Raw genomic sequence first — 26,538 nt, 5'->3', positions numbered from 1 at the left:
TCCTCAGCTAGCGTGCCGCCACCCAACACTATTGTTGAATACCGCACGTAATTAGGCCGCGGATTCTACCAGACCTTTTCAAACACGCAAGCTGTCACCGAGACCGACCGTCTGCTAGGCTCCCGGCCCAATACGCGATTCCTTTATAGGAGTGAGCCTGCTCGCGAGAGCGGTATTTCAGACGACATAAATGTTGAATGACAGACCGCTATCGCGAGCAGGCTCACTCCTACAAGGTTATGTGCCGAGCCATACCGCCCGTTTATAGAGATCCCCCCGCGTGCCCGACGCCATTCTGCGCCTCGCCCTGCCTTCACCCTTGCGCCGCCTGTTCGACTATCGAGCCCCGGCCGGTGTGCTGCGTGAGCAATTGCAGCCGGGCATGCGCCTGCGAGTGCCGTTCGGTCGACGCGAGATGATCGGGATTCTGGTCGAGGTCACGGACACCAGCGAAGTGCCGGTGGAGAAACTGAAACCAGCACTGGCCCTGCTCGACGCCACAGCGCCACTGCCACCGGCGCTGTTCAAGCTGTGCCTGTGGACGTCGCAGTATTATCAGCACAGCCTCGGCGACACCCTGAGCTGGGCGCTGCCAGTCCTGCTGCGCCAAGGCGAGCTGGCCGAGGCGCGGCAGGAGCGTTTCTGGTCGATCGTCCCGGGCGCCAGCCTTGATGATCCGCGCATCGCCCGCGCACCGCGCCAGCGCGAAGCACTGGCGACGCTGGCTCAACACCCGCACGGCGTCGCCCATCAGTTGCTGAGCAAACTGATGCTGAGCAAGGACAGCCTTGATCTGCTGCTGGCGAAAAATCTGGTGCAGGTGGAAATCCGCCGCCACGCACCGGGCGCGCGTCACGAACACTGGCTGGCACAACCGGAGTTGCCACTCAACGCCGAGCAACGTGCCGCCTACGAAGCGATCCGTGCCGGGTTCGACAGTTATCACGCGTTCCTCCTGGCCGGGGTCACCGGCAGCGGCAAGACCGAAGTCTATTTGCAACTGATCCGCGAAACCCTCGAAGCCGGCAAACAGGCGCTGGTGCTGATCCCGGAGATCAACCTCGGCCCGCAGACCCTGGCGCGTTTCGAGCAGCGCTTCAACGCGCGCATCGCTCTGCTGCACTCGGCGGTCAATGATCGCGAGCGCCTCGACGCCTGGCTCGCCGCCCGCGATGGCGAGGCCGACATTATTATCGGCACCCGTTCAGCGCTGTTCACGCCGATGAAAAACCCCGGGCTGATCATCATCGATGAAGAGCACGACGGTTCTTATAAACAGCAGGAAGGTTTGCGCTACCACGCCCGCGATCTGGCGCTGGTACGTGCGCGGCAGGAAAACATCCCGATCGTCCTCGGTTCCGCGACGCCATCGCTGGAAAGCCTGCACAACGCCTACACCGGCCGTTACGGCCTCCTACGCCTGAATGAACGTGCTGGCGGTGCCAAGCAGCCACGCTTCCTGCGGCTGGATGTGAAAAGCCGTCCACTGGACAGCGGTATTTCCGGGCCGATGCAGCAAGCCATCGGCCAGACCCTCGCCAACGGCCAGCAAGTGCTGGTGTTCCTCAACCGGCGCGGCTTCGCCCCGACACTGTTGTGTCATGACTGCGGCTGGATGTCCGAGTGTTCGCGCTGCGATGCGCGGATGACTGTGCACCAGCGCTACGGCGAACTGCGTTGCCATCACTGTGGCTACGTCGAGCGCACGCCGCGCCAGTGCCCAAAGTGCAACAAGGTCGATCTGCGCCCGGTCGGCGCGGGTACTGAACGTGCCGAAGAACGGCTGGCGATTCTATTCCCCGACTACCCGGTGCTGCGCGTCGACCGTGACAGCACGTCGCGCAAGGACGCAATGAATCAACTGTTCGCGACGATCCAGAAGGGCCAGCCGTGCATTCTGGTCGGCACGCAGATGTTGGCCAAGGGGCACCATTTTCCAAGGGTGACGCTGGTGTCGATCCTCGATGCTGACGGAGGCCTGTTCTCCGGCGACTTCCGCGCAAGCGAGCGCATGGCGCAGCTGATCGTGCAGGTGGCCGGGCGTGCCGGGCGAGCGGAAGAGCCGGGCAAGGTGATTATCCAGACACACCTCGCTGACCATCCTTTATTGGTGCAACTCACCGAACAGGGCTATTTCGCCTTCGCCGAACAGGCCTTGAGCGAGCGCCGCGCCGCCGGGTTGCCGCCGTTTGCGCATCTGGCACTGCTGCGTGCCGAAGCGCACAAGCCGGGGCAAGCGGAAGGCTTTCTCGATGAAGCGTGCAGCGAGGCTGAGCGTCTGCTGGCTGAGCAGAACCTGAGCGGGATCGAATTGCTCGGGCCAGTGCCGGCGCCGATGGAACGCCGCGCCGGACGTTATCGCGCGCAGCTGTTGTTGCAGGCGACAGCACGGGCGCCGCTGCATCGGTTGCTGGCCAGTTGGTTGCTGGTGCTGGAGCAGATGCCGAGTGGGCGCGCGGTGCGCTGGTCGCTGGATGTCGATCCCGTCGATTTGTATTGAAGATCGAAAGATTGCAGCCTTCGGCAACTCCTACAGGAAAATGCGTATCCCCGTGTAGGAGCCGCCGCAGGCGGCGATCTTTTGATCTGAATGTCACCACATATCCATAAGCTGCCTGCTAAGGTTGGCAAGCCCGTCTTCGCAACGGATAATGCCCAGTTTTTCCACCCGCGCATCGATGCGCCCGCCGCGCTTGCGGTCGAAAGAGAAGACCATGAAAGACACCATTCGCCAGCTGATCCAACAAGCCCTCACCCAACTCGTCAACGAAGGTGTGTTGCCTGAAGGCCTGTCGCCGGCGATCCAGGTGGAGAACGCCCGTGATAAGACCCACGGCGACTTCGCCAGCAACATCGCCATGATGCTGGCCAAGCCTGCGGGCATGAAGCCGCGCGACCTGGCGGAAAAAATCATTGCCGCACTGCCTGCCGACGAGAACGTCACCAAGGCCGAAATCGCCGGCCCGGGCTTCATCAATTTCTTCCAGAACACCCAGGCCTTGGCCAACCGCCTCGATGCCGCACTGGCTGATGCTCACATTGGCGTGCGCAAGGCTGGCCCGGCGCAGCGCACCGTGGTCGACCTGTCGGCACCGAACCTGGCCAAAGAGATGCACGTCGGCCACTTGCGCTCGACCATCATCGGCGACGGCGTGGCGCGCGTACTGGAATTCCTCGGCGACGAAGTGATCCGTCAGAACCACGTCGGCGACTGGGGCACCCAGTTCGGCATGCTGATGGCGTATCTGCAGGAAAACCCGATCACCAGCGATGAGCTGTCGGACCTGGAAAACTTCTACCGCGCCGCCAAGCAGCGTTTCGACGAATCCGCAGAATTCGCCGACCGCGCTCGTGGCCTGGTGGTCAAGCTGCAGGCCGGCGATGCCGAGTGCCTGGCGCTGTGGACCAAGTTCAAGGATATCTCGCTGTCGCACTGCCAGAAGATCTACGAACTGCTCAACGTCAAACTGACCATGGCCGACGTGATGGGCGAAAGCGCCTACAACGACGACCTGATCAACGTGGTCAACGATCTGAAAGCCGCCGGCATGCTGGTCGAAAGCAACGGCGCGCAGTGCGTGTTCCTCGACGAGTTCAAGAACGCCGACGGCGACCCGCTGCCGGTGATCATCGTCAAGGCTGACGGCGGTTACCTGTACGCCACCACCGACCTCGCGGCTGTGCGCTACCGCAGCGGCAAACTGAAAGCCGATCGCGCGCTGTACTTCGTCGACCAGCGTCAGGCCTTGCACTTCCAGCAAGTCTTCGCCGTGGCGCGCAAGGCCGGTTTCGTCACCCATCCGATGGAGATGGAACACATGGGCTTCGGCACCATGAACGGCGCCGATGGCCGTCCGTTCAAGACCCGTGACGGCGGCACCGTGAAGCTGATCGATCTGCTCACCGAAGCGCAGGAACGCGCCTACAACCTGGTGAAAGAGAAGAACCCGGAACTGGCCGAAGACGAGCTGCGCAACATCGCCAAAGTCGTCGGCATCGGCGCGGTGAAATACGCCGACCTGTCGAAGCACCGCACCAGCGACTACAGCTTCAACTTCGACCTGATGCTGAACTTCGAAGGCAACACCGCACCGTACCTGCTCTACGCCTACACCCGCGTCGCCGGCGTGTTCCGCAAACTGGGCAAGGACTTCAGCGAAGTCGATGGCCAGATTGTGCTGGAAGCCGCACATGAGCAAGAGCTGGCGGCGAAACTGGCGCAGTTCGGCGAAGTGCTGAACAACGTGTCCGACAAAGGCACGCCGCACATTCTCTGCACTTATCTGTACGACGTTGCCGGTCTGTTCTCCAGCTTCTACGAGAACTGCCCGATCCTCGCCGCCGAAACCCCGGCCCAGATGCAGAGCCGTCTGCGCCTGGCCGCGTTGACCGGTCGCACCCTCAAGCAAGGCCTGGAGCTGTTGGGTCTGGAAACTCTGGAGCGTATGTAAGTTGGCTGCCAAGAAAAAACCTGCACCCAAGCGTGGCGCCAGCCGTTACCAAGCTCCTGCGAAGCAACCGATTCCGGGTTGGCTGTGGATGGCCATCGGCCTCACGGTCGGCGCGTTCATCGTGTTTCTGATGAAGCTGGAGCCGGGCAAGGGCAGCGACACGGTCAAGCGCGAGAAAGTCGAACAGGCGCAACAGCAGAAAGCGTCGAAGATCGCCGAGGCCAACAAGACCCCGCCGAGCCCGACGCAACCGGTGAAGCCGAAGTACGACTTCTACACCCTGCTGCCGGAATCGGAAGTGATCGTGCCGCCGGACGCCGTCCCGGAGAAGACCTTGCCGACGCCACAAGTGCCGGCCATTCCGACCACGCCGGTGACCCCGGCGGAAGCGGCGAAGATCGACACCGCGCGCGCGCAGGCAGCGTTGGCCGGGATTACCCCGCCACCAGCACCGCCGGTGAGCAAAGCGGCACCGGTAACCAAGTTCTTCTTGCAGGCCGGCTCGTTCCGCAAGGAAACCGATGCTGACAAGGTTCGTGCGCAGATCATTCTGCTCGGTCAGGCGGTAGCGGTTGAGTCCGGCACGGTGAAGGATGAAACCTGGTATCGCGTTTTGGTCGGGCCGTTCAGCAACCGTGAGCAACTGACTACTGCACAGAAACAACTGGCTGGCGCCGGCTTCAGCAACCTGTTGTTACAACAACGCCAGAGCCGCTGATCACCGCCGATCGTTCCCACGCTCTGCGTGGGAACGATCAGGTGCAACACGCCGCTCGTCCCCTCTGCCGCGCTACGGTTGAAATCCTCTCCAGCACCCCCATATGAATGGGCATAAGGCACTTTCGCCCCGCTGTGTGGAGACTCTTCCCTTGACCACCATCGTTTCAGTCCGCCGTCACGGCAAAGTCGTCATGGGCGGCGACGGCCAGGTTTCTCTCGGCAATACCGTGATGAAAGGCAACGCGAAAAAAGTCCGTCGCCTGTACCACGGCCAGGTCATCGCCGGTTTTGCCGGTGCCACCGCCGACGCATTTACCCTCTTCGAACGTTTCGAAGGCCAACTTGAAAAACATCAGGGCCACCTGGTGCGCGCCGCTGTCGAACTCGCCAAAGAATGGCGCACCGACCGCTCCCTGAGCCGCCTCGAAGCCATGCTCGCGGTCGCCAACAAGGACGCCTCGCTGATCATTACCGGCAACGGTGATGTGGTCGAGCCCGAAGACGGCCTGATCGCCATGGGTTCCGGCGGCGGCTACGCGCAAGCCGCGGCCAGCGCCCTGCTGAAAAAGACCGATCTGTCGGCCCGTGAAATCGTCGAAACCGCCCTCGGTATCGCCGGCGACATCTGTGTATTCACCAACCACACTCAGACCATTGAGGAGCAGGATCTCGCTGAATAAGCCTGACGCGGCCCTGTGCCACGGCTTGTTTCTGCTTGAGGACCGTCAATTATTATGTCCATGACTCCCCGCGAAATCGTCCACGAACTCAACCGCCACATCATCGGCCAGGACGATGCCAAGCGCGCCGTCGCGATTGCCCTGCGCAACCGCTGGCGCCGCATGCAGCTGCCTGAAGAGCTGCGTGTTGAAGTGACCCCGAAGAACATCCTGATGATCGGCCCGACCGGTGTCGGTAAAACCGAGATCGCCCGTCGCCTGGCGAAACTGGCCAACGCACCGTTCATCAAGGTCGAAGCGACCAAGTTCACCGAAGTCGGCTACGTCGGTCGTGACGTCGAATCGATCATCCGTGATCTGGCCGACGCCGCGATCAAGATGCTCCGTGAGCAGGAAATGACCCGCGTTCGCCATCGCGCCGAAGACGCTGCCGAGGATCGTATCCTCGACGCACTGCTGCCGCCGGCGCGCATGGGCTTCAGCAATGAAGAAACGCCAAGCAGCGATTCCAACACGCGCCAGCTGTTCCGCAAGCGCCTGCGCGAAGGTCAGCTGGATGACAAGGAAATCGAAATCGAAGTGGCCGAAGTCGCCGGCATCGAAATCGCCACGCCGCCCGGCATGGAAGAAATGACCAACCAGTTGCAGTCCTTGTTCGCCAACATGGGCAAGGGCAAGAAGAAGGCGCGCAAGCTCAAGGTCAAAGAAGCGCTAAAGCTAGTGCGCGACGAAGAAGCCGGGCGTCTGGTCAACGAAGAAGAGCTGAAAGCCAAAGCGCTGGAAGCGGTTGAACAGCACGGCATCGTGTTCATCGACGAGATCGACAAAGTCGCCAAGCGCGGCAACGTCGGCGGCGCCGATGTGTCCCGTGAAGGCGTGCAGCGCGACCTGCTGCCGCTGATCGAAGGCTGCACCGTCAACACCAAACTGGGCATGGTCAAGACCGACCACATCCTGTTTATCGCCTCCGGTGCGTTCCACCTGAGCAAGCCGAGCGATCTGGTGCCTGAGTTGCAAGGTCGCCTGCCGATCCGCGTCGAACTCAAGGCCCTGAGCCCGGAAGACTTCGAGCGCATCCTCAGCGAGCCGCACGCTTCGCTCACCGAACAATATTGCGCACTGCTGAAAACCGAAGGCCTGAACATCCAGTTCCAGCCGGAAGGCATCAAGCGTCTGGCGGAGATCGCCTGGCAGGTCAACGAGAAAACCGAAAACATCGGTGCCCGTCGCTTGCACACGCTGCTTGAGCGTCTGCTCGAAGAGGTTTCGTTCAGTGCCGGCGATCTGGCCAGCACCCACGATGAGAAGCCGATTCTGATCGACGCCGAATACGTCAACAGCCACCTCGGCGAATTGGCGCAGAACGAAGACCTGTCCCGTTATATCCTGTAAGCCATACTTACAGATGTAATGGAACTGTGGGAGCGAGCCTGCTCGCGAAGACGGCGTTACATTCAACCTTTGTGTTGGCTGAACCACCGCTTTCGCGAGCAAGCTCGCTCCCACAAGGTTCCGCACAAGACGGATACCTGCTCATGATCCCCACCGACATCAAACTGCACAAAGCCTCGAAAACCCTGACGCTTACCTATTCGTCCGGCGAGGAATACACCTTGCCCGCCGAATTCCTGCGCGTGCATTCGCCCTCCGCTGAAGTCCAGGGCCACGGCAAACCGATCCTGCAATTCGGCAAGCTCAACGTTGGTCTGAGCAAGCTGGAACCGGCCGGTCACTACGCACTGAAACTGACCTTCGACGACGGTCACGACAGTGGCTTGTTCACCTGGGATTATCTCTACGAGCTGGGGCGACGTTATGACGCACTCTGGGCCGATTATCTGGCCGAGCTCAAAGCCGCCGGAAAAACCCGCGACCCGAGCGAGTCGATCGTCAAGCTGATGCTCTAGTCCGAGCCTTGCGCTCATTAGAGGGCATTTTCTAAATTCATCTGTTTGAATGCTCTGCTGTGTGGCCGAGGATCGGCCTGCTTGCGAAAAAAATTAAACTCGGGTAACCAATGGAGCTGGCAAGTTCCCTGCAGTGCTCTACGACTGTAAAGCAGCTATGCAGAATTAACGGTCACCCGAGCAGTAGTACCTGGCATTGGCTGTGGAACTGCACAGCAGAAAACCGGGTACTCGTCTCAGGACAATGGAGCGTCGTAGATGAGTAACAAGAATAACGATGACCTGAAGTACCAAGCCTCGGAAAACACCCTGGGGCTTAATCCCGTCGTTGGGCTACGCGGAAAGGATCTGCTGGCCTCTGCTCGTATGGTGCTGAAACAGGCCATCAAACAACCGATCCATAGTGCCAGGCACGTCACCCATTTCGGCCTCGAACTGAAGAACGTGCTGTTCGGCAAATCCGAACTGCAACCGGCAGGCGATGACCGTCGCTTCGCTGATCCTGCGTGGAGCCAGAACCCGCTCTACAAACGTTATCTGCAAACTTACCTGGCGTGGCGCAAGGAACTTCATGCCTGGATCGATGACAGCAGCCTGTCACCCAAAGACATCGCGCGCGGCCACTTTGTCATCAACCTGATGACTGAAGCCATGGCCCCGACCAACACGGCGGCCAACCCCGCAGCAGTCAAACGCTTCTTCGAAACCGGCGGCAAAAGCCTGCTCGACGGCCTCTCGCATCTGGCCAAGGATCTGGTGCACAACGGCGGCATGCCGAGCCAGGTCAACATGGGCGCGTTCGAAGTCGGCAAGAGCCTCGGCGTGACCGAAGGCGCGGTGGTGTTTCGCAACGACGTGCTGGAGCTGATCCAGTACAAGCCGATCACCGAGCAAGTCCACGAGCGCCCATTGCTGGTGGTGCCGCCGCAGATCAACAAGTTCTACGTATTCGATTTGAGCCCGGACAAGAGTCTGGCGCGCTTCTGCCTGCGCAATAACGTGCAGACGTTTATCGTCAGCTGGCGCAACCCGACTAAGGCCCAGCGCGAGTGGGGCCTGTCGACGTACATCGATGCCCTGAAAGAAGCGGTCGACGTGGTGACCGCGATCACCGGCAGCAAAGACGTGAACATGCTCGGTGCCTGCTCCGGTGGCATCACCTGCACCGCCCTGCTCGGCCATTACGCGGCGATCGGCGAGAAGAAGGTCAATGCCCTCACGCTGCTGGTCAGCGTGCTCGACACGACGCTGGACAGCGACGTCGCCCTGTTCGTCGACGAGCAGACTCTGGAGACCGCCAAGCGCCACTCCTATCAGGCCGGTGTACTGGAAGGCAAAGACATGGCCAAGGTCTTCGCCTGGATGCGCCCGAACGATCTGATCTGGAACTACTGGGTCAATAACTACCTGCTCGGCAACGAGCCGCCGGTGTTCGACATCCTGTTCTGGAACAACGACACCACCCGCCTGCCCGCCGCGTTCCATGGCGACCTGATCGAGATGTTCAAAAACAACCCACTGATCCGCCCGAATGCACTGGAAGTGTGCGGCACGCCGATCGACCTCAAGCAGGTCACGGCCGACATCTTCTCGCTGGCCGGCACCAACGACCACATCACGCCGTGGAAGTCCTGCTACAAGTCGGCGCAGTTGTTTGGTGGCAAGGTCGAGTTCGTGTTGTCGAGCAGCGGGCATATCCAGAGCATTCTCAACCCGCCGGGCAACCCGAAATCGCGCTACATGACCGGCGAAGAAATGGCGGCCAATGCCGATGAGTGGCAAGAGAACTCGACCAAGCACACCGACTCCTGGTGGCTGTACTGGCAGACGTGGCAGGCCGAGCGCTCGGGCAACCTGAAAAAGGCCCCGCTGAAACTGGGCAACAAAGCGTACCCGGCCGGTGAAGCCTCGCCGGGCACATACGTTCACGAGCGGTAACTGACACCACCACACCCCGTGTAGGAGCAGCCTTCGGCAGCTCCTACACGGGGTGTGGTGAATTTAAATCCACAGGGCCTGACGCATGCCGCAACCGTTCATATTCCGTACCGTCGATCTGGATGGCCAGACCCTCCGCACGGCGGTACGCCCCGGCAAGCCTCACTTGACGCCCTTGCTGATTTTCAACGGCATCGGCGCCAACCTGGAGCTGGTGTTTCCGTTTGTCGCGGCGCTGGACCCGGATCTGGAAGTGATCGCCTTTGACGTGCCCGGTGTCGGCGGTTCCTCGACGCCGAACCGGCCGTATCGCTTTCCAGGGCTGGCCAAACTGACGTCACGGATGCTCGATTACCTCGACTACGGCCAGGTCAACGTCATCGGCGTGTCGTGGGGCGGCGCACTGGCGCAGCAGTTCGCTTACGACTACCCCGAGCGCTGCAAGAAACTGGTGCTCGCGGCGACCGCGGCCGGTGCAGTAATGGTGCCGGGCAAGCCAAAAGTGCTGTGGATGATGGCCAGTCCGCGGCGCTACATTCAGCCGTCCCACGTGATCCGTATCGCCCCGCTGATCTATGGCGGCTCGTTCCGTCGCGACCCGACCCTGGCCGCCAGCCACGCCGCGAAAGTGCGTTCGGCGGGCAAGCTCGGTTATTACTGGCAACTGTTCGCCGGCCTCGGCTGGACCAGCATTCACTGGCTGCACAAGATCCATCAGCCAACGCTGGTGCTGGCCGGCGATGACGATCCGCTGATCCCGCTGATCAACATGCGCATGCTCGCCTGGCGCATTCCCAACGCGCAACTGCACATCATCGACGACGGCCACCTGTTTCTGATTACCCGCGCCGAAGCGGTGGCGCCGATCATCATGAAATTTCTCCAGGAGGAACGTCAGCGCGCGGTGATGCACCCGCATCCGACACCGCTCGGCGGTTAACCCCGGCGGCAGGCTTTATGCAGGCCTTTAAAGAGTGCGCGGCAGGACGCCCCGCAGGCAGCAACCCGCAACAGCGTCTATGGTGTTCTGGTTCGGTGAGTTTGTTTTTGGCCTGAAGACGAAGGAGTGTTGAGTCATGCGCGACAAACCAGCGACGGGCGTAGTGCCCAGCCCCGCCGTGTTCATCAACGCACAAAGTGCGATCACCGGCCTGCGTGGCCGGGACCTGATCTCGACCTTGCGCAGCGTCGCCGCCCATGGCCTGCGCAATCCGATTCACAGTGCGAAGCACGCGTTGAAACTCGGCGGTCAATTGGGCCGCGTGCTGCTCGGCGAAACCCTGCACCCGACCAATCCGAACGACAGCCGTTTCGCTGACCCGGCGTGGAGCCTCAATCCGTTCTACCGGCGCAGCCTGCAGGCCTATCTGGCCTGGCAAAAACAGGTCAAAAGCTGGATCGACGAAAGCAACATGAGCGATGACGATCGCGCCCGCGCGCATTTCGCCTTCACCCTGCTCAACGACGCTGTGGCGCCGTCGAACACCTTGCTCAACCCGCTGGCGGTCAAGGAGCTGTTCAACTCCGGCGGGCACAGTCTGGTACGCGGCATCAGTCATTTGTTCGATGACTTGCTGCACAACGACGGCCTGCCACGTCAGGTGACCAAACAGGCTTTCGAGGTCGGCAAGACCGTGGCCACCACCACCGGCTCGGTGGTGTTTCGCAACGATTTGCTTGAGCTGATCCAGTACCGACCGATGAGCGAAAAGCAGTACGCCAAGCCGCTGCTGGTGGTGCCGCCGCAAATCAACAAGTACTACATTTTCGACCTCAGCCCACACAACAGCTTCGTCCAGTACGCACTGAAAAACGGCCTGCAGACCTTCATGATCAGTTGGCGCAACCCGGATGTACGCCATCGCGAATGGGGCCTGTCGACGTATGTCGAGGCGGTGGAAGAGGCGATGAACATCTGTCGGGCGATCACCGGTGCCCGCGAGGTCAACCTGATGGGCGCCTGCGCTGGCGGCCTGACCATCGCCGCCCTGCAAGGGCATTTGCAGGCCAAGCGGCAACTGCGCCGCGTCTCCAGTGCGACGTACCTGGTCAGCCTGCTCGACAGCCAGATTGAAACCCCGGCCACCCTCTTCGCCGATGAACAAACCCTCGAAGCCGCCAAGCGCCGCTCGTACCAGAAAGGCGTGCTCGACGGTCGCGACATGGCCAAGGTCTTCGCCTGGATGCGCCCCAACGATTTGATCTGGAGCTACTTCGTCAACAATTACCTGCTGGGCAAAGAGCCGCCGGCCTTCGACATCCTCTACTGGAACAACGACAACACCCGTCTGCCAGCGGCATTTCACGGCGACCTGCTGGACTTCTTCAAACACAACCCGCTGACCCATCCGGGTGGGCTGGAAGTGTGCGGCACGCCGATCGACCTGCAGAAAGTCACCGTCGACAGCTTCAGCGTCGCCGGCATGAACGACCACATCACGCCGTGGGATGCGGTGTATCGCTCGACCCTGCTGCTCGGTGGCGAGCGGCGTTTCGTGCTGTCCAACAGCGGCCATGTGCAGAGCATTCTCAACCCGCCGAGCAACCCGAAAGCTGCCTACGTCGAGAACGGCAAGATGAGCAGCGACCCGCGTGCCTGGTACTACGATGGTAAACACGTCGATGGCAGTTGGTGGCCGCAGTGGCTGGAGTGGATTCAACAGCGCTCCGGCGCCCAGCACGAAACCACGTTTACCCTCGGCAACCCGAACTATCCACCGATGGAGGCAGCGCCCGGTACTTACGTGCGTGTGCGCTGACGCTTAACCGAACTTTTCTAAGAAGACTGGATGAAAACCCGCGACCGGATTCTCGAATGTGCTTTGCAACTGTTCAACGAAAAGGGCGAGCCGAACGTCTCCACCATGGAGGTGGCGAACGAAATGGGGATCAGCCCGGGCAATCTCTACTACCACTTCCATGGCAAGGAACCGCTGATTCTCGGCCTGTTCGAACGCTTCCAGAGTGAACTGGCGCCACTGCTTGATCCACCCTCGGATGTGGAACTGGCGCCGGAGGATTACTGGCTGTTTTTGCATTTGATCGTCGAGCGACTGGCGCAGTACCGCTTCCTGTTTCAGGACCTGTCGAACCTCGCCGGGCGCTTGCCAAAACTGGCCAAGGGCATTCGTCATCTGCTCAATGCGCTGAAGCGTACGCTGGCGTCGTTGCTCGCGCGGTTGAAGGCTTCGGGACAGTTGGTCAGTGATACGCAGGCGCTGGGGCAGTTGGTTGAGCAGATCACCATGACGTTGCTGTTTTCGCTGGATTATCAGCGAATTCTGGATCGTGAGGGTGAGGTGAGGCTGGTTGTGTACCAGATCATGATGCTGGTGGCGCCGCATTTGTTGCCGCCGGTGAAGGTCGCCACGGAGCGGATGGCCCTGCAATACCTTGAAGATCACGACTGAATCAAAAGCCCCTCACCCTAGCCCTCCCGAAACGTCGGACCGCCCGGAGGGAGAGGGGACTGATTGGGGGATGCTGATGAGCTACACCGACCTGAAAGGGTTTTGTTGAATCCATAATCGACTCGATCGTTCAGGTCGACGTACGACGCAAGACACCTCGTTCGGCCCCCTCTCCCTCTGGGAGAGGGCTGGGGTGAGGGGCGGCCTTGAAATGCACAAACAAAAACGCCCGACCTTCACAGGCCGGGCGTTTTGTTTTGCCCTGAAAAATCAGGACTGACTGGTTGGCGTCGACGGGGTCGATGCAGCAGTCGGGGTGGCCGCCGGAGTCGGTGCTGCGGCGGAATTCGACGCACTCACCGGAGCTGCCGGAGCGGCAGGTTTGGCTGCAGCAGGTGCGGCCGGTTTCGGCGCAGCGGCTTTCGGCGCGGCCGGTTTTTTCACTGCCGGTTTCTTCGCCGCAGCAGGTTTCGCTGCAGGCTTGGCAGCCGGTTTGGCGGCAGCAGTTTTCGCTGCTGGCTTGGCGGCGGGTTTCGCTGCAGTTTTGACCGCAGGTTTAGCTGCCGGCTTGGCAGCGGCTTTGGCGGCAACCGGTTTGGCTGCGGCTTTGGCTGCAGGCTTGGCGGCTGCGGTTTTCGCTGCTGGCTTGGCCGCGGCTTTAGCAGCAGGTTTAGCTGCCGCTTTGGCCAGTGGCTTGGCAGCAGACTTGGCTGCTGGTTTGGCCGCAGCCGTTTTCGCGGTCGGTTTTGCCGCAGCGGTTTTCGCCGCCGGTTGGGTTTTCAGACCGGTGAGTTTTTCGATCTGCTTGGTCAAGGTTTCCACCTTGCTATGCAGTGCTTTGACCTCATTGCGGCTCGGTACACCCAGGCGCGAAATTGCGCTGTTCAGGCGCTTGTCGAAAGCCCCTTCCAGCTCGTCCCATTTGCCCAGTGCGCGATCTTTCACGCCGCTGATGCGCGACTTGGCCGAAGAAGCGGAATCCTTGGCAGCGTCGACTTTTTTGCCGACTGCGGATTTGGTGAGCTTCTCGGCTTTCTCGCCGTCTTTGACCAATGTATCGAAGAGCTTGCTGCCGTCAGTGTCGATCTTCGAGTACACGCCTAAACCAGCCAGCCAGATTTTGCGGGAGTAGTCTTCGACTTTCCCGATCCACGAGCTGCCTTCTTTATCGGTGTTCTTTTTACCAGCCATCCCGTTCTCCTTAAGATTTACGCGCGACGCGTTCGAGCAATGCCGTCAGCTCATCGAGCTTAGCAGAGAGTGTCTCAACGTCATGTTTAGACGGAATGCCGATACGATTCAAGGCGCTTGCTACACGGGAGTCGAACGCCTTCTCGACCTTGTCGAGCTGAACTTCGACACGACCTTTGAACGAGCTGACTTCGCTCTTGGCTTCATCGATCTCGGCGTTGGCCGCTTCGAGTTTTTCGGTGACGGCTTTTTTGCCTTTCTTTTCAACAGTTTGACCAGCCTTGATCAGCTCTTGAAAGTAGTCGCTGCCCTCTTGGCCGACCTTGGCGTAGGCACCCAGGCCTGCCAGCCAGATCTTGCGGGCATAGGATTTGACGTCGCTCAGAGCAGAAGTCGAAGCGTCGATTTTTTTCTTCAAAATGACTTTGGCCATGGTGCACCTCACGCGCAGAAGGTTTGAGGAACTGCCCGGAAAAGTGTCGGGCTCAGGCACAAAGTAGGCAGAAAAATTAGAAACGGCACCCTAACAACTGACATAAACAGAGGGAGCACCACAAAACAAATGTAGGAGTGAGCCTGCTCGCGATAGCGGTGTATCAGTCAAAAATGGAGTCGACTGACAGACCGCTATCGCGAGCAGGCTCACTCCTACAAGGGATCGTGTTTCAGACCAAAGCCTTGTCGAGGGCTTTTTCGATTTCGGCTTTGATCATGCCGCTCATGGCCGACATCATGATGCCCAACTCCACATCGACCTTGATCGAATCGTCCGCCACATGCACCGCGCCTTTCACGCCCGAACGCTTGAGGTTCAGGGTATCGCCCGACCATTGCGGCTCAAGGCCATATTGATCGGAGAGTTTTTGCGCCAGCTTGTCGGCCTTCTCGCGGGCGGCTTCCTTACCCAGGTTGTGGGCACGCTCAACAGTGATTTTGGCCATTACATGACTCCTGATTTAAAAAGATGTGTCGGTAAATCTTGACCGCCGCTGCGGCAAATCGTCCCGAGGATTGCCCATCTTACCTTTAGCCATTCCAAGACAAAGCATGGCTTGGGGATTAGAATGTCGCGCATTCTCTTTTGGTGACAGCGATATGACTGATCAGCGCAAAGGCAGCGATGCCGAACCCACCACTCACTTCGGCTTCAAAAACGTTCCGGAAAGCCAGAAAGCGGAAAAAGTCGCTGAAGTTTTCCACTCGGTAGCCGCGAAATACGACTTGATGAACGACCTTCTGTCGGGCGGCATGCACCGCCTGTGGAAGCGTTTCGCGATCGAACTGTCGGGCGTACGCAGCGGTAACCGCGTGCTGGACATCGCCGGCGGTACCGGTGACCTGACCAAAAAGTTCTCGCACCTGGTCGGCCCGACCGGTCAGGTGGTATTGGCCGACATCAACGAATCGATGCTCAAGGTCGGCCGTGACCGCCTGCTCGATCTGGGTGTCGCTGGCAACGTCGAATTCGTTCAGGCGGACGCGGAAAAACTGCCGTTCCCGGACAACCACTTCGACTGCGTGACCATCGCTTTCGGCCTGCGCAACGTGACGCACAAAGAAGACGCCTTGCGTTCGATGCTGCGCGTGCTCAAGCCCGGCGGTCGTCTGCTGGTGCTGGAATTCTCCAAACCGACCAACGCGCTGATGTCGAAAGCCTACGACGCTTATTCGTTCGCCTTCATGCCGCTGATGGGCAAGCTGATCACCAACGACTCGGAAAGCTATCGCTACCTGGCCGAATCGATCCGCATGCATCCGAATCAGGAAACCCTGAAGTCGATGATGGTCGACGCCGGTTTCGACCGCGTGACCTATCACAACATGACCGCAGGCATCGTCGCCCTGCACCGCGGCATCAAGCCCTGATGTTGCTCACCGGGCTGCTCGCCAGCGTTGAACTCGGCCTCAACCGGGTGCTGCGTCTCGACAGCACGGCGCTGCCGCGGCTGGCGCATTTGACCGGCAAGGTGATTGCCGTCGACTGCCGCAGCCCGGCGCTGCAACTGTTCATCCTGCCGAGTGATGAAGGTCTGATGCTGGCCTCGCATTGGGAAACCGGTGTCGACTGCACCCTGCGTGCGCCGGCCTCGAGCCTGATCAAACTGGCCGTGAGCAAAGACAAGACCGCAGTGCTGCATGCCCCGGAAGTCGAGCTCGATGGCGACAGCGGCTTGCTGCTGGAGCTGGCCGGTGTGCTGCAAGACCTTGAGCTGGACTGGGAGTACGAACTCTCGCGCTGGCTCGGCCCGGTCGCCACGCAACTGGTCGGTGGCCATCTGCGCAGCCGCGCACGCTGGTATCAACAAGGATTTGCCAGCCTCAACCAGAACCTCGCCGAATACCTCGCCGAAGAATCGCGCACCCTCGTCGGGCAGCGCGAAGCCGAAGCGCGATTCAGCGAACTGGACCGGATCAAACTTGATCTGGAACGTCTCGAGGCGCGTTTCGAGCGCCTTTCCCGATCCCTCGACCCAAGCGATAACGCATGAAGCTGCTTGCCGTCCGCCGTCTATTGCGCATCCAGCGCGTCGTGATCCGCTACCGCCTCGATGACCTGCTGTTCGATCTGCCGCTGCCCTGGTTTCTCTTGGCGCTGCGCTACGTGCTGCCGTGGCGCTGGTTCCCGCGCAAGCCGCTGGACCTGAGCCGGGGCGCGCGTCTGCGTCTGGCGTTGCAGGATCTGGGACCGATCTTCATCAAGTTCGGGCAGATTCTTTCGACCCGCCGCGACCTGCTGCCGGAAGACATCGCCGATGAGCTGATGCTGTTGCAGGACCGCGTGCCGCCGTTCGATTCGCAGCTGTCGATCAAGCTGATCGAAGAACAGTTGGGCAAGAAGATCAGCGACGTGTTCAGCCGTTTCGACGTTGAGCCACTGGCCTCAGCCTCCGTGGCGCAGGTACATGCCGCGCAGCTGAAAACCGGCGAAGAAGTGGTGGTCAAAGTGATCCGGCCGGGTCTGAAGCCGATCATCGCGCAGGATCTGGCGTGGCTGTTTATCCTCGCCCGCACTGCCGAAAAACTCTCCGCCGATGCGCGCCTGCTGCACCCGGTCGACGTGGTCCAGGACTACGAAAAAACCATCTACGACGAACTCGATCTGCTGCGCGAGGCGGCCAACGCCAGCCAGTTGAAGCGTAACTTCGAAGGTTCGCCGCTGCTCTACGTGCCGCAAGTCTATTGGGACTGGTGCCGACCGAAAGTGCTGGTGATGGAGCGTATCTACGGCATCCAGGTCACCGATCTGGCGACCCTTGCCGACCAGCGTACCGACATGAAAATGCTCGCCGAGCGCGGTGTGGAGATTTTCTTCACCCAAGTGTTCCGCGACAGTTTCTTCCACGCCGACATGCACCCGGGCAACATCTTCGTCAGCACCGTCAACCCGTGGAGCCCGCAATACATCGCGATCGACTGCGGCATCGTCGGCAGCCTGACCCCGGAAGACCAGGATTATCTGGCGCGCAACCTGTTCGCGTTCTTCAAGCGTGACTACCGTCGCGTGGCGCAATTGCACATCGATTCGGGCTGGGTGCCGGCGGAAACCAAACTCAACGAATTCGAAGCGGCGATCCGTACGGTGTGCGAACCGATCTTCGAAAAACCGTTAAAAGATATTTCATTTGGCCAGGTGCTGATGCGCCTGTTCCAGACCGCACGGCGCTTCAACATGGAAGTGCAGCCGCAACTGGTGCTGCTGCAAAAGACCCTGTTAAACATTGAAGGCCTCGGTCGTCAGTTGTATCCGGATCTGGATCTGTGGAACACCGCGCAGCCATTCCTCGAGCGCTGGATGCGCGAGCGCGTCAGCCCGAAAGCCTTGCTGGGCAACGTGCAGAGCCAGTTCGAACAGCTTCCGCATCTGGCCAACATGGCCCGCGATCTGCTCGAACGCATGTCCCAGCCGCACGCCTATGACCCGCCGCCACCGTGGCACAAACGCAAGGACGACTGGTTCCTGCGCCTGCTCGGTTGCGCGCATCTGGCGGGCGGGGTGATCCTGACCATCGGTGGCCCGCTGCACGAATTGGGGCATTGGCCGGCCGGAATCATGGTGGCAGTCGGCTTGTATCTGGTCGTTCGCCGATAGCCAGTTTCGTGAACGGCTGGCACACTGTTTCAATGCCTGAACCCGACTATTGAAGTGTGGGGTTCGCTGTCGGAGTCGAAGATGAAAAACTGGCTGGACGAGATCAAATGGGACGCTGATGGCCTGGTGCCGGCGATTGCCCAGGATCACAAGACCGGACGCGTGCTGATGATGGCCTGGATGAACCGCGAAGCGCTCGAACTGACCGCTGCGGAAAACCGTGCAATCTACTGGTCACGTTCCCGTGGCAAGCTGTGGCGCAAGGGCGAAGAGTCCGGCCATGTGCAGACCTTGCATGAGATGCGTCTGGACTGTGACGCCGACGTGATCATCCTGATGGTTGAACAGATCGGCGACATCGCTTGCCATACCGGCCGTCAAAGCTGCTTTTACCGTGTCTTCGAAAACGGCGACTGGAAGACAGTCGACCCAGTCCTGAAAGACCCGCACGCTATCTATTCCGCAGGACACAAACATGAGTGACACCCTGACCCGCCTCGCTCAGGTACTTGAAGAGCGCAAAGGCGCAGCCGCCGACAGCTCGTATGTGGCTAGTCTGTATCACAAGGGCCTGAACAAGATTCTGGAGAAAGTCGGCGAAGAGTCGGTCGAAACCATTATTGCCGCCAAGGACGCCGCCATCAGCGGCGACTGCAGCGACGTGATCTACGAGACCGCCGACCTGTGGTTCCACAGCATGGTCATGCTCGCCCAACTGGGGCAGCATCCGCAGGCCGTGCTGGATGAACTGGATCGTCGCTTCGGCCTGTCCGGACACGTCGAGAAAGCCTCGCGTCCGTCCGCCTGAACAATTTTTAGAGAGGAACAGCAACATGGGCATTTTTGACTGGAAACACTGGATCGTCATTCTGGTTGTCGTGGTGCTGGTGTTCGGCACCAAGAAACTGAAAAACCTCGGCACCGACGTTGGCGAGTCGATCAAGGGCTTCCGCAAAGCCATGAACGACGATGAAAAACCGGCTGCCGATCCAACCGTGACACCTGCGCAGCCAGTGCCACCGGTGCAGCCGCAAGCCACCGCTCAGGCCAATCCGCCGCACACCATCGACGTGCAGGCGCAGAAAGTCGAAGAGCCGATCCGCAAAGACGTGTGAGCACTGACTAATGTTTGGTATCAGCTTCTCTGAACTGCTGCTCGTCGGCCTCGTCGCCCTGCTGGTGCTGGGCCCCGAGCGTCTGCCGGGCGCTGCACGCACCGCCGGCCTGTGGGTCGGACGGCTGAAGCGCAGCTTCAACGCGATCAAACAGGAAGTTGAACGTGAAATCGGTGCTGACGAAATCCGTCGGCAACTGCACAACGAGCACATTCTGTCGCTGGAGCAGGAGGCGCGGAAGATTTTCAATCCGGTTCAGCAAGAACCGACGCCGGTTGAGCATGTGGGTCAGCAGACGATTCATGCGCCGACCGCGCCTGTTACGCCAGCACCGGCACCCGCTGCCGTTGTAGCACCGACAGAGCCGGCGCCAGCCGCTGTGGAACAATCTGTTGAACACGTTGCGCCAACCGCCGCGCCGATCACACCTGCGCCTCACGACACCACTTTGCCGCCGCGAGCCCCATGAGCGATCTCCCCGAAAACGACCAGCACATGCCGCTGGTTTCGCACCTCACCGAGTTGCGCACCCGCCTGCTGCGTTGTGTGGCGGCGATCTTCATCATCTTCGCCGGGCTGTTTGCGTTCACCCAGCAGATCTATACCTTCGTCTCGACGCCGCTGCGCCAGTACCTGCCGGTCGGCGCGACGATGATCGCCACCGACGTGTCGTCGCCGTTCCTGACGCCGCTGAAGCTGACGATGATGGTTTCGCTGTTCCTCGCGATCCCGGTGATCCTGCATCAGATCTGGGGCTTTATCGCGCCAGGTCTGTACAAACATGAGAAACGCATCGCGGTGCCACTGCTGGTGTCCAGCATCCTGCTGTTCTATACCGGCATGGCGTTCGCCTATTACTTCGTGTTCCCGCTGATCTTCAAGTTCTTCGCTGCCGCCACCCCGGCCGGCGTGGAAATGATGACCGACATCGCCAGTTACCTCGATTTCGTCATGACGCTGTTCTTCGCCTTCGGCGTGGCGTTCGAGATCCCGGTGGCCGTGGTGCTGCTGGTGTGGATTGGCGTGGTCGACGTTGCCTACCTGAAGAAGATCCGCCCGTACGTGATCATCGGCTGCTTCGTGGTCGGCATGATCCTGACGCCGCCGGACATTTTCTCGCAGACCCTGCTAGCCGTGCCGATGTGGATGTTGTTTGAAATCGGCATCCTGTTCGGTGGCTTGATCAGCAAGCGCGAACGTCCGGAAGAAAACCCGGCCGACGACCACAACGACCAGCCGCCAGCGACCCAGGCATGAACCTGCTGTTGCTCGAAGAGGCTGACTTCATTGCGGCCGACCGTGTGGTGCTGCGTGATCGCCGCCTGACCCATATGCAGGAAGTTCACCGTTCGGAAGTTGGTGACAGCCTGCGCGTTGGCCGTATCAACGGGCTGATGGGCACGGCTGAACTGCTGCGACTGGAAACAGGTGAAGCCGAGCTGCGCGTCAGCCTGGATCAGCCGCCACCTGCCAAGCTGCCGCTGACACTGGTACTCGCCCTGCCGCGGCCGAAAATGCTCCGCCGGGTGTTTCAGACCGTGGCGACCATGGGCGTGTCGAAGGTGATTCTGGTCAACAGCTATCGGGTCGAGAAGAGTTTCTGGCAGACGCCGTTTCTTGAGCCTGAGGCGATTCGCGAAAATTTGATCCTCGGCCTCGAACAGGCCCGCGACACCGTGCTGCCGGAAATCATCATCGAGAAGCGCTTCAAGCCGTTTGTTGAGGATCGGCTGCCGGCGATTACCGACGGCACCCTCGGTCTGGTCGGCCATCCCGGTAACTACCCGCCGTGCCCACGCGCCCTCAGCGAACCCGTCACCCTGGCCATCGGTCCCGAAGGTGGCTGGATCCCCTACGAAATAGATTTGCTGGCCAAATCGGGCCTGCAACCGGTGCAACTCGGCGAGCGCATCCTGCGCGTCGAAACCGCCGTCACCGCCCTGCTCGCCCGGCTCTTCTAAGTTCAACTCCGCTCCCGTGTAGGAGCTGCCGAAGGCTCGGGCCGCGATCGGACGATCTTTTAATTTTGCTTCAACAAAACAAGATCAAAAGATCGCAGCCTCGTTTCACTCGACAGCTCCTACAGGATGGCGGCGTCCCGGATAAATGGTGTTACAGATTGCCATTATTCGGCCGATACCCTCTCCATAAGTCCAATTAGTGGTCGGGGAGTCGTCGCATGTACCGTTGGTTAGCCGAGAGTCTTGGAAACGTCAGCGTCAAACGCAAGCTGGGCATCGGTTTCGGCCTGGTGCTGTTGCTGACACTGTTGATCACCTTCACCGGCTGGACCGGCATGAGCGGCATCATCAGCCGTGGTGACAAGCTGGGTTTTATCTCCAGCCTCAATGAGCTGACCAAGGACCTGCGCCTGGCGCGCATGGATTACGACATGCGTCGCGGCGAGCAGGGACCGGGCACGGTCAACGAATTCCTGAGCAAACTCGAAAGCGGCCTGCAATCGGCACGCGGCATGATCGAGCAGCCGTCCGATGTGGCGATGGTCGATCAACAATTGGCTGCCGTGGCCGAATACAAGCGTGCCTTCGGTGAAATGACGCAGGCCACCGTGCAGCGTGAAGACGCACGCAGCAAGCTGGGCGCCAATGCCGACAATGCCGTGTCCAAGGTCGGCGCGGTCGAGAGCGCGCTGCTGCAAGGCGACAGCATCGCGCAATACAACGCGGTGATCGAACTGAGCAAGCTGCTGCAGCAAGCGCGATATCAGGTGCGCGGTTACACCTACAGCGGTAAGGCCGATGCCGAGCAACCAGCCCTGACCGCGATCGACAATGCCCTGAAAAACCTCGAAAGCCTGCCGTCCCGCGTCCCAGATCAGCATATCGCCAACCTGCAGCAAGCCACCGAGTCGCTCAAGGCTTACCGTGCAGCCGTGGCTCAATTCCGTGATTCTCAAGTAAAAAACGCTGCAGCACTGGTCAACATGTCTGCTCAGGGTGACATTTTGATCGCCGTCAGCAAGAAACTGACTGAATCGCAAACCGTCGTACGTGACACCGATGCCGCACGTGCCAAAAACTTGCTGCTGATCGCCACCGCACTGGCCGTAGCGTTCGGTCTGCTGGCCGCCTGGGCAATCACCCGCCAGATCATCATCCCGCTGAACCAGACCCTGAAAGTCGCCGAGCGCGTGGCTGCGGGCGACCTGACGCACAACTTGGTTTCCCTGCGTCGCGACGAACTCGGCCAACTGCAACGTTCGATGCAGAGCATGACCCAAGGCCTGCGTGAACTGGTCGGCGGGATCAGCGATGGCGTCACCCAGATCGCCAGCGCCGCTGAAGAACTGTCGGCGGTGACCGAGCAGACCAGCGCCGGGGTCAACAATCAGAAAATCGAGACCGACCAGGTCGCCACCGCCATGAACGAAATGGCCGCCACCGTGCAGGAAGTCGCGCGTAACGCCGAAGAGGCTTCCGAAGCCGCCGTCGCTGCTGACCAACAGGCCCGCGAAGGGGACAAGGTCGTCGGCGAAGCGATTGCTCAGATCGAACGCCTGGCCGTTGAAGTCGGTCACTCGACCGAAGCCATGGGTGAACTGAAGCGCGAAAGCGACAAGATCGGCAGCGTCCTCGACGTGATCAAATCCGTGGCCCAGCAAACCAACCTGCTGGCCCTCAACGCCGCCATCGAGGCCGCGCGTGCCGGTGAAGCCGGGCGTGGTTTTGCCGTGGTCGCCGACGAAGTGCGCAGCCTTGCGCAACGTACGCAGAAGTCCACCGAAGAAATCGAAGAACTTATCGTCGGCCTGCAAAACGGCACCCAGCAAGTGGCAACGATCATGGACAACAGCCGCACCCTCACCGACAGCAGCGTTGAGCTGACCCGCCGTGCCGGTGGTTCGCTGGAAAGCATTACTCGCACCGTTTCGGCGATTCAGGCGATGAACCAGCAGATTGCGGCAGCGGCCGAGCAGCAGAGTGCGGTGGCTGAAGAGATCAACCGTAGCGTGCTGAATGTGCGGGATGTGTCGGATCAGACGTCGGCGGCGAGTGAAGAGACCGCGGCGTCCAGCGTTGAGCTGGCGCGGTTGGGGACGCATCTGCAGATGTTGGTCGGTCGATTTAAGGTCTAGCCCAACGATCGTTCCCACGCTCTGCGTGGGAACGCATCCTGTGACGCTCCGCGTCGCGCATGCAAAGGGACGCGGAGCGTCCCGGGCGGCATTCCCACGCGGAGCGTGGGAACGATCAGGTACTACAAGACCTGACGCAAGAAGGCCTGCGCACGCGGATCCTTCGGCGCATCAAAGAATTCAGCCGGCGCAGCATCTTCCAGCAGCTTGCCGTGATCGAAAAACAACACCCGATCCGCCACTTCCCGGGCAAAGCCCATTTCGTGGGTCACGCAGACCATGGTCATGCCTTCCACGGCCAGGTTCTTCATCACATCCAGCACCTCGCCGACCATTTCCGGGTCGAGCGCCGAGGTTGGCTCATCGAACAGCATGACCTTCGGCTCCATCGCCAGCGCTCGGGCAATCGCCACGCGCTGTTGCTGACCACCGGACAGGCGTGACGGAAATTCGTTGGCCTTCTGCGCAATCCCGACCTTTTGCAGCAACTCCATCGCCTTGGCTTCGCGCTCTTGCTTGCCGCGCTTGCGCACGACTTTCTGCGCTAGACAGAGGTTTTCCAGCACGGTCATGTGCGGGAACAGGTTGAAATGCTGGAACACCATGCCGACTTCGCGGCGGTAGGCGTTGACGTCGGTTTTCGGGTCGGCCAATTGCAGGCCGTCGATGCTCACCGAGCCGGAATCGAATTGTTCCAGGCCATTGAGGCAACGCAGGAAGGTCGACTTGCCGGAACCCGACGGGCCGATCACCACCAGCACTTCGCCTTTGGCCACCGTGGTGCTGACGTTATCCACCGCGCGCACTACTTGCCCGCGGGTGTCGAAGACTTTTACCAGATCGCGGACTTCAATCACTTTGCGCGAGCCTCCGCTCAAGCCGGCTGGCGATTTTCGACAGCGGCAGGTTGATCAACAGGTACAGACCGGCGACGCAGAACAAAATCTCGAACGGCGAGAACGAGGTGGTGATGACCTCGCGGCCGCTTTTTAACAGTTCGGTGATGGCGATCACCGACACCAGCGAGGTGTCCTTGACCAGACTGATGAATTGCCCGGCCAGCGGCGGCAGCACGCGTTTCAGCGCTTGCGGCAACACCACGTGACGCATCGATTGACCGGCACTCAGACCGAGCGAGCGCGCTGCTTCGTTCTGGCCACGGGCAATCGATTGCACGCCGGAGCGGATGATCTCCGCCACGTAGGCGCCAGTGAACAGCGACAGCGCGGCGATCCCGGCGAACTCGCGGGACAGGTTCATCACCGTGCCGATGAAGAAGTAGAAAATGAAGATCTGCACCAGCAGCGGCGTGCCGCGCACCAGTTCGACATAAATCGTCGAGAGGTCGCGCAGGGTCGGGTTGTTCGACAGCCGACAGAGGCCGGTGACCAGACCGATCAGCAAACCCAGGACACCGGAAACCACTGACAGCCAAAGCGTGGTCCACAGCCCCCACAACAGCGGGCCTGCTGCCCAATGCCGAGTCACGCCCACGACGTCGCCTTCGGCGACATCGTCGCCCTGAGCGAATTGCAGGCTGTTCTCGTCGACAGTCAGGTGCTGCTCGTCACCGGCGTCGTTGCGCAGGGTGACTTGCGCGCTGCTGCCCTTGCGCACCAGTTCGGTGACGGTGGCGATGTCGGTGGCACGCTGGGTTTCCTCGGCCTGATAGGCGAAGTACTGCGGCACACGGTTCCAGCGCCATTCGTAGGACATCAGCGACGTCGCGTAATACAACGCGCCCGCCAGGCCGACCAGCACCAGCACGGTGAGGACGTGCCAGGGCCATTGGGCTTTTTTCTGTTTCATTGCAGGTTCTCGGATGATCGTTCCCACGCTCTGCGTGGGAATGCCGCTCGGGACGCTCTGCGTCCCTGCCTGTTCGTGACGCGGAGCGTCACAGGATGCGTTCCCACGCGGAGCGTGGGAACGATCAGCGGATGCGCGTTATTCCATGTCCTTGAGCCACTCGGTGCTCTTGAACCACTTGTCATGGATGCGATCGTAGGTGCCGTCTTCGTGGATCTGGTGCAGGAAGTTGTTGATGAAGTTGAGGCTGTCGTAGTCACCCTTCTTCAAACCGAACGCCAATGGCTCGTAGGTGAACGGTTTGTCGAGGAACACCAGTTTGCCGGCGCCGACCTTGGTCACCGCAACGACGTTGTACGGGGCGTCATAGATAAAGGCGTCAGCCTTGCCGTTGACCACGTCAAGCACGGCTTCCTGCTCGTTGTCGTAGCCGTGGTACTTGGCTTTGGAGATCAGCTTCTTGGCGACCATTTCGCCGGTGGTGCCGAGCTTGGAGGTGATGCGGTAGTCTGCTGTGTTCAGGTCTTTGTAGGACTTGATGGTGCCTTCCAGTTCCTTGCGGATCAGCAGGGTCTGGCCGACCACGATGAACGGTTCGCTGAAGTTCAGGCGCAGATTGCGTTCCTGAGTCAGGGTCATGCCGCTACCGATCATGTCGAACTTGTCGGTCATCAGCGCCGGGATGATGCCGTCGTAACCGGTGGAAACCAGTTCCAGCTTGACGCCCATGGCCTTGGACATGGCTTTGAGGATATCGACTTCGAAGCCGATGATTTCGCCGCGCTTGTTGGTCATTTCGAACGGCATGTAGGTCGGATCCATACCGACTTTCAACGTGCCGCGCTTGACCGCGTCATCGATCGCACCGGCCTGCGCCGCATTGACTGCAACCAGTGCCGTGACGCCGACCAGCAGCATCGACAGATACTTCTTCATCTTCAAGTCCCCAAAACCATTGCGTTTGCGGCGCGAAAACCAACAGTGACGGGCAAAAAAGCCCGGGTGCGCCAATTCGGGGACGGATGCTAACGCACTCGTTTTTTTGCACAAGGTTTAATGGACGATTTGTTTAACAATCAAGGGCTACCCCCTCACCCCAGCCCTCTCCCCCAAGGGGCGAGGGGGGGGAAG

The 26,538-nt window shown here is 60.3% G+C and carries 27 protein-coding genes and 1 pseudogene; 21 read left to right on the top strand and 7 right to left on the bottom strand.

Annotated elements, in window-relative coordinates:
* Positions 1-280 precede the first annotated feature (280 nt).
* Entirely contained in the window at positions 281-2,500 is a 2,220-nt protein-coding gene (locus CKW26_RS01330; RefSeq protein WP_095047203.1) for a primosomal protein N', read from the top strand.
* 93 nt (positions 2,501-2,593) lie between these two features.
* Here CKW26_RS01330 and CKW26_RS30175 read toward each other — a convergent pair whose 3' ends face one another.
* Positions 2,594-2,716, bottom strand: coding sequence for a hypothetical protein (locus CKW26_RS30175; RefSeq protein ID WP_256579857.1), 123 nt, complete (start codon positions 2,714-2,716; stop codon positions 2,594-2,596).
* Between CKW26_RS30175 and argS the strand changes: the two genes are divergently transcribed.
* The 9 genes from argS to CKW26_RS01285 all read left to right on the top strand — a co-directional run bounded on the left by argS (position 2,715) and on the right by CKW26_RS01285 (position 13,106).
* Positions 2,715-4,451 carry an arginine--tRNA ligase gene (gene argS / locus CKW26_RS01325; protein ID WP_095047202.1) on the top strand — a complete coding sequence of 579 codons (1,737 nt, stop codon included), beginning with the start codon at positions 2,715-2,717 and terminating at the stop codon, positions 4,449-4,451. The genes CKW26_RS30175 and argS overlap by 2 nt on opposite strands.
* A 1-nt stretch (position 4,452) precedes the next feature.
* Complete coding sequence (locus CKW26_RS01320; RefSeq protein ID WP_007909385.1) at positions 4,453-5,169, top strand: SPOR domain-containing protein; 717 nt, start codon at positions 4,453-4,455, stop codon at positions 5,167-5,169.
* A gap of 151 nt (positions 5,170-5,320) precedes the next feature.
* Positions 5,321-5,851, top strand: a complete 531-nt coding sequence (hslV, locus tag CKW26_RS01315) for an ATP-dependent protease subunit HslV (protein WP_016984593.1) — start codon at positions 5,321-5,323, stop codon at positions 5,849-5,851.
* 54 nt (positions 5,852-5,905) lie between these two features.
* The gene (hslU, locus tag CKW26_RS01310) at positions 5,906-7,243 is read left to right on the top strand and encodes an ATP-dependent protease ATPase subunit HslU (protein ID WP_095047201.1); all 1,338 of its coding nucleotides are present in this window, start codon (positions 5,906-5,908) and stop codon (positions 7,241-7,243) included.
* A 143-nt stretch (positions 7,244-7,386) separates the two neighbouring features.
* Entirely contained in the window at positions 7,387-7,758 is a 372-nt protein-coding gene (locus tag CKW26_RS01305; RefSeq protein ID WP_176471277.1) for a gamma-butyrobetaine hydroxylase-like domain-containing protein, read from the top strand.
* Between the two features lie 258 nt (positions 7,759-8,016).
* On the top strand, positions 8,017-9,696 hold the full coding sequence (phaC, locus tag CKW26_RS01300; protein WP_095047200.1) for a class II poly(R)-hydroxyalkanoic acid synthase: 1,680 nt from the start codon (positions 8,017-8,019) through the stop codon (positions 9,694-9,696).
* A gap of 85 nt (positions 9,697-9,781) precedes the next feature.
* Positions 9,782-10,636 (top strand): poly(3-hydroxyalkanoate) depolymerase, encoded by an 855-nt coding sequence (gene phaZ / locus CKW26_RS01295; protein WP_034152967.1) that lies wholly within the window; start codon positions 9,782-9,784, stop codon positions 10,634-10,636.
* Between the two features lie 136 nt (positions 10,637-10,772).
* The gene (gene phaC, locus CKW26_RS01290) at positions 10,773-12,455 is read left to right on the top strand and encodes a class II poly(R)-hydroxyalkanoic acid synthase (RefSeq protein ID WP_095047199.1); all 1,683 of its coding nucleotides are present in this window, start codon (positions 10,773-10,775) and stop codon (positions 12,453-12,455) included.
* A 30-nt stretch (positions 12,456-12,485) separates the two neighbouring features.
* The gene (locus CKW26_RS01285; RefSeq protein ID WP_093430069.1) at positions 12,486-13,106 is read left to right on the top strand and encodes a TetR/AcrR family transcriptional regulator; all 621 of its coding nucleotides are present in this window, start codon (positions 12,486-12,488) and stop codon (positions 13,104-13,106) included.
* Between the two features lie 270 nt (positions 13,107-13,376).
* On the opposite strand, the gene CKW26_RS01280 is transcribed toward CKW26_RS01285, so the two are convergent.
* From CKW26_RS01280 to CKW26_RS01270, 3 genes are all read right to left on the bottom strand, one after another.
* Complete coding sequence (locus CKW26_RS01280; RefSeq protein WP_095047198.1) at positions 13,377-14,297, bottom strand: phasin family protein; 921 nt, start codon at positions 14,295-14,297, stop codon at positions 13,377-13,379.
* A gap of 10 nt (positions 14,298-14,307) precedes the next feature.
* Positions 14,308-14,730, bottom strand: a complete 423-nt coding sequence (locus CKW26_RS01275; RefSeq protein WP_034152971.1) for a phasin family protein — start codon at positions 14,728-14,730, stop codon at positions 14,308-14,310.
* A 232-nt stretch (positions 14,731-14,962) separates the two neighbouring features.
* Positions 14,963-15,238, bottom strand: a complete 276-nt coding sequence (locus CKW26_RS01270; protein WP_093430067.1) for a polyhydroxyalkanoic acid system family protein — start codon at positions 15,236-15,238, stop codon at positions 14,963-14,965.
* 154 nt (positions 15,239-15,392) lie between these two features.
* Here CKW26_RS01270 and ubiE point away from each other — a divergent pair, with 154 nt between their 5' ends.
* The 11 genes and pseudogenes from ubiE to CKW26_RS30410 all read left to right on the top strand — a co-directional run bounded on the left by ubiE (position 15,393) and on the right by CKW26_RS30410 (position 23,598).
* Complete coding sequence (gene ubiE / locus CKW26_RS01265; protein ID WP_008080626.1) at positions 15,393-16,163, top strand: bifunctional demethylmenaquinone methyltransferase/2-methoxy-6-polyprenyl-1,4-benzoquinol methylase UbiE; 771 nt, start codon at positions 15,393-15,395, stop codon at positions 16,161-16,163.
* The gene (locus CKW26_RS01260) at positions 16,163-16,786 is read left to right on the top strand and encodes an SCP2 domain-containing protein (protein ID WP_095047197.1); all 624 of its coding nucleotides are present in this window, start codon (positions 16,163-16,165) and stop codon (positions 16,784-16,786) included. The genes ubiE and CKW26_RS01260 overlap by 1 nt, the downstream gene beginning before the upstream one ends.
* A complete protein-coding gene (gene ubiB / locus CKW26_RS01255) occupies positions 16,783-18,387 on the top strand; it encodes a ubiquinone biosynthesis regulatory protein kinase UbiB (RefSeq protein WP_095047196.1) in 1,605 nt (534 codons plus the stop codon). The genes CKW26_RS01260 and ubiB overlap by 4 nt, the downstream gene beginning before the upstream one ends.
* An 81-nt stretch (positions 18,388-18,468) precedes the next feature.
* Positions 18,469-18,870 (top strand): phosphoribosyl-AMP cyclohydrolase, encoded by a 402-nt coding sequence (gene hisI, locus CKW26_RS01250; RefSeq protein WP_007909357.1) that lies wholly within the window; start codon positions 18,469-18,471, stop codon positions 18,868-18,870.
* Positions 18,863-19,195, top strand: a complete 333-nt coding sequence (locus CKW26_RS01245; protein ID WP_003220849.1) for a phosphoribosyl-ATP diphosphatase — start codon at positions 18,863-18,865, stop codon at positions 19,193-19,195. Before hisI ends, CKW26_RS01245 begins: the two co-directional genes overlap by 8 nt.
* A gap of 25 nt (positions 19,196-19,220) precedes the next feature.
* On the top strand, positions 19,221-19,502 hold the full coding sequence (locus tag CKW26_RS01240) for a twin-arginine translocase TatA/TatE family subunit (protein WP_003220847.1): 282 nt from the start codon (positions 19,221-19,223) through the stop codon (positions 19,500-19,502).
* Between the two features lie 10 nt (positions 19,503-19,512).
* A complete protein-coding gene (tatB, locus tag CKW26_RS01235) occupies positions 19,513-19,971 on the top strand; it encodes a Sec-independent protein translocase protein TatB (protein ID WP_064388885.1) in 459 nt (152 codons plus the stop codon).
* On the top strand, positions 19,968-20,759 hold the full coding sequence (gene tatC, locus CKW26_RS01230) for a twin-arginine translocase subunit TatC (protein WP_095047195.1): 792 nt from the start codon (positions 19,968-19,970) through the stop codon (positions 20,757-20,759). The genes tatB and tatC overlap by 4 nt, the downstream gene beginning before the upstream one ends.
* A complete protein-coding gene (locus tag CKW26_RS01225) occupies positions 20,756-21,463 on the top strand; it encodes a 16S rRNA (uracil(1498)-N(3))-methyltransferase (RefSeq protein WP_095047194.1) in 708 nt (235 codons plus the stop codon). The genes tatC and CKW26_RS01225 overlap by 4 nt, the downstream gene beginning before the upstream one ends.
* Before the next feature lie 218 nt (positions 21,464-21,681).
* Positions 21,682-22,743 (top strand): annotated as a pseudogene (locus tag CKW26_RS30415) (methyl-accepting chemotaxis protein); the annotation flags it as partial.
* A complete protein-coding gene (locus tag CKW26_RS30410) occupies positions 22,726-23,598 on the top strand; it encodes a methyl-accepting chemotaxis protein (protein WP_371857741.1) in 873 nt (290 codons plus the stop codon). The pseudogene CKW26_RS30415 and the gene CKW26_RS30410, both read left to right, overlap by 18 nt.
* Before the next feature lie 122 nt (positions 23,599-23,720).
* On the opposite strand, the gene CKW26_RS01215 is transcribed toward CKW26_RS30410, so the two are convergent.
* From CKW26_RS01215 to CKW26_RS01205, 3 genes are all read right to left on the bottom strand, one after another.
* Positions 23,721-24,455 carry an amino acid ABC transporter ATP-binding protein gene (locus CKW26_RS01215; RefSeq protein ID WP_095047192.1) on the bottom strand — a complete coding sequence of 245 codons (735 nt, stop codon included), beginning with the start codon at positions 24,453-24,455 and terminating at the stop codon, positions 23,721-23,723.
* Positions 24,448-25,407, bottom strand: a complete 960-nt coding sequence (locus CKW26_RS01210; RefSeq protein ID WP_095047191.1) for an amino acid ABC transporter permease — start codon at positions 25,405-25,407, stop codon at positions 24,448-24,450. Before CKW26_RS01210 ends, CKW26_RS01215 begins: the two co-directional genes overlap by 8 nt.
* A 138-nt stretch (positions 25,408-25,545) precedes the next feature.
* Positions 25,546-26,343, bottom strand: coding sequence for a transporter substrate-binding domain-containing protein (locus CKW26_RS01205; protein WP_034152980.1), 798 nt, complete (start codon positions 26,341-26,343; stop codon positions 25,546-25,548).
* Positions 26,344-26,538 lie beyond the last annotated feature (195 nt).

The organism is Pseudomonas sp. Irchel s3h9, assembly GCF_900187475.1.
Classification (GTDB): Bacteria; Pseudomonadota; Gammaproteobacteria; order Pseudomonadales; family Pseudomonadaceae; genus Aquipseudomonas; species Aquipseudomonas neuropathica.
Note: the sequence above shows the minus strand (reverse complement) of the source record. Positions and strands in the feature narration are given on the sequence as shown.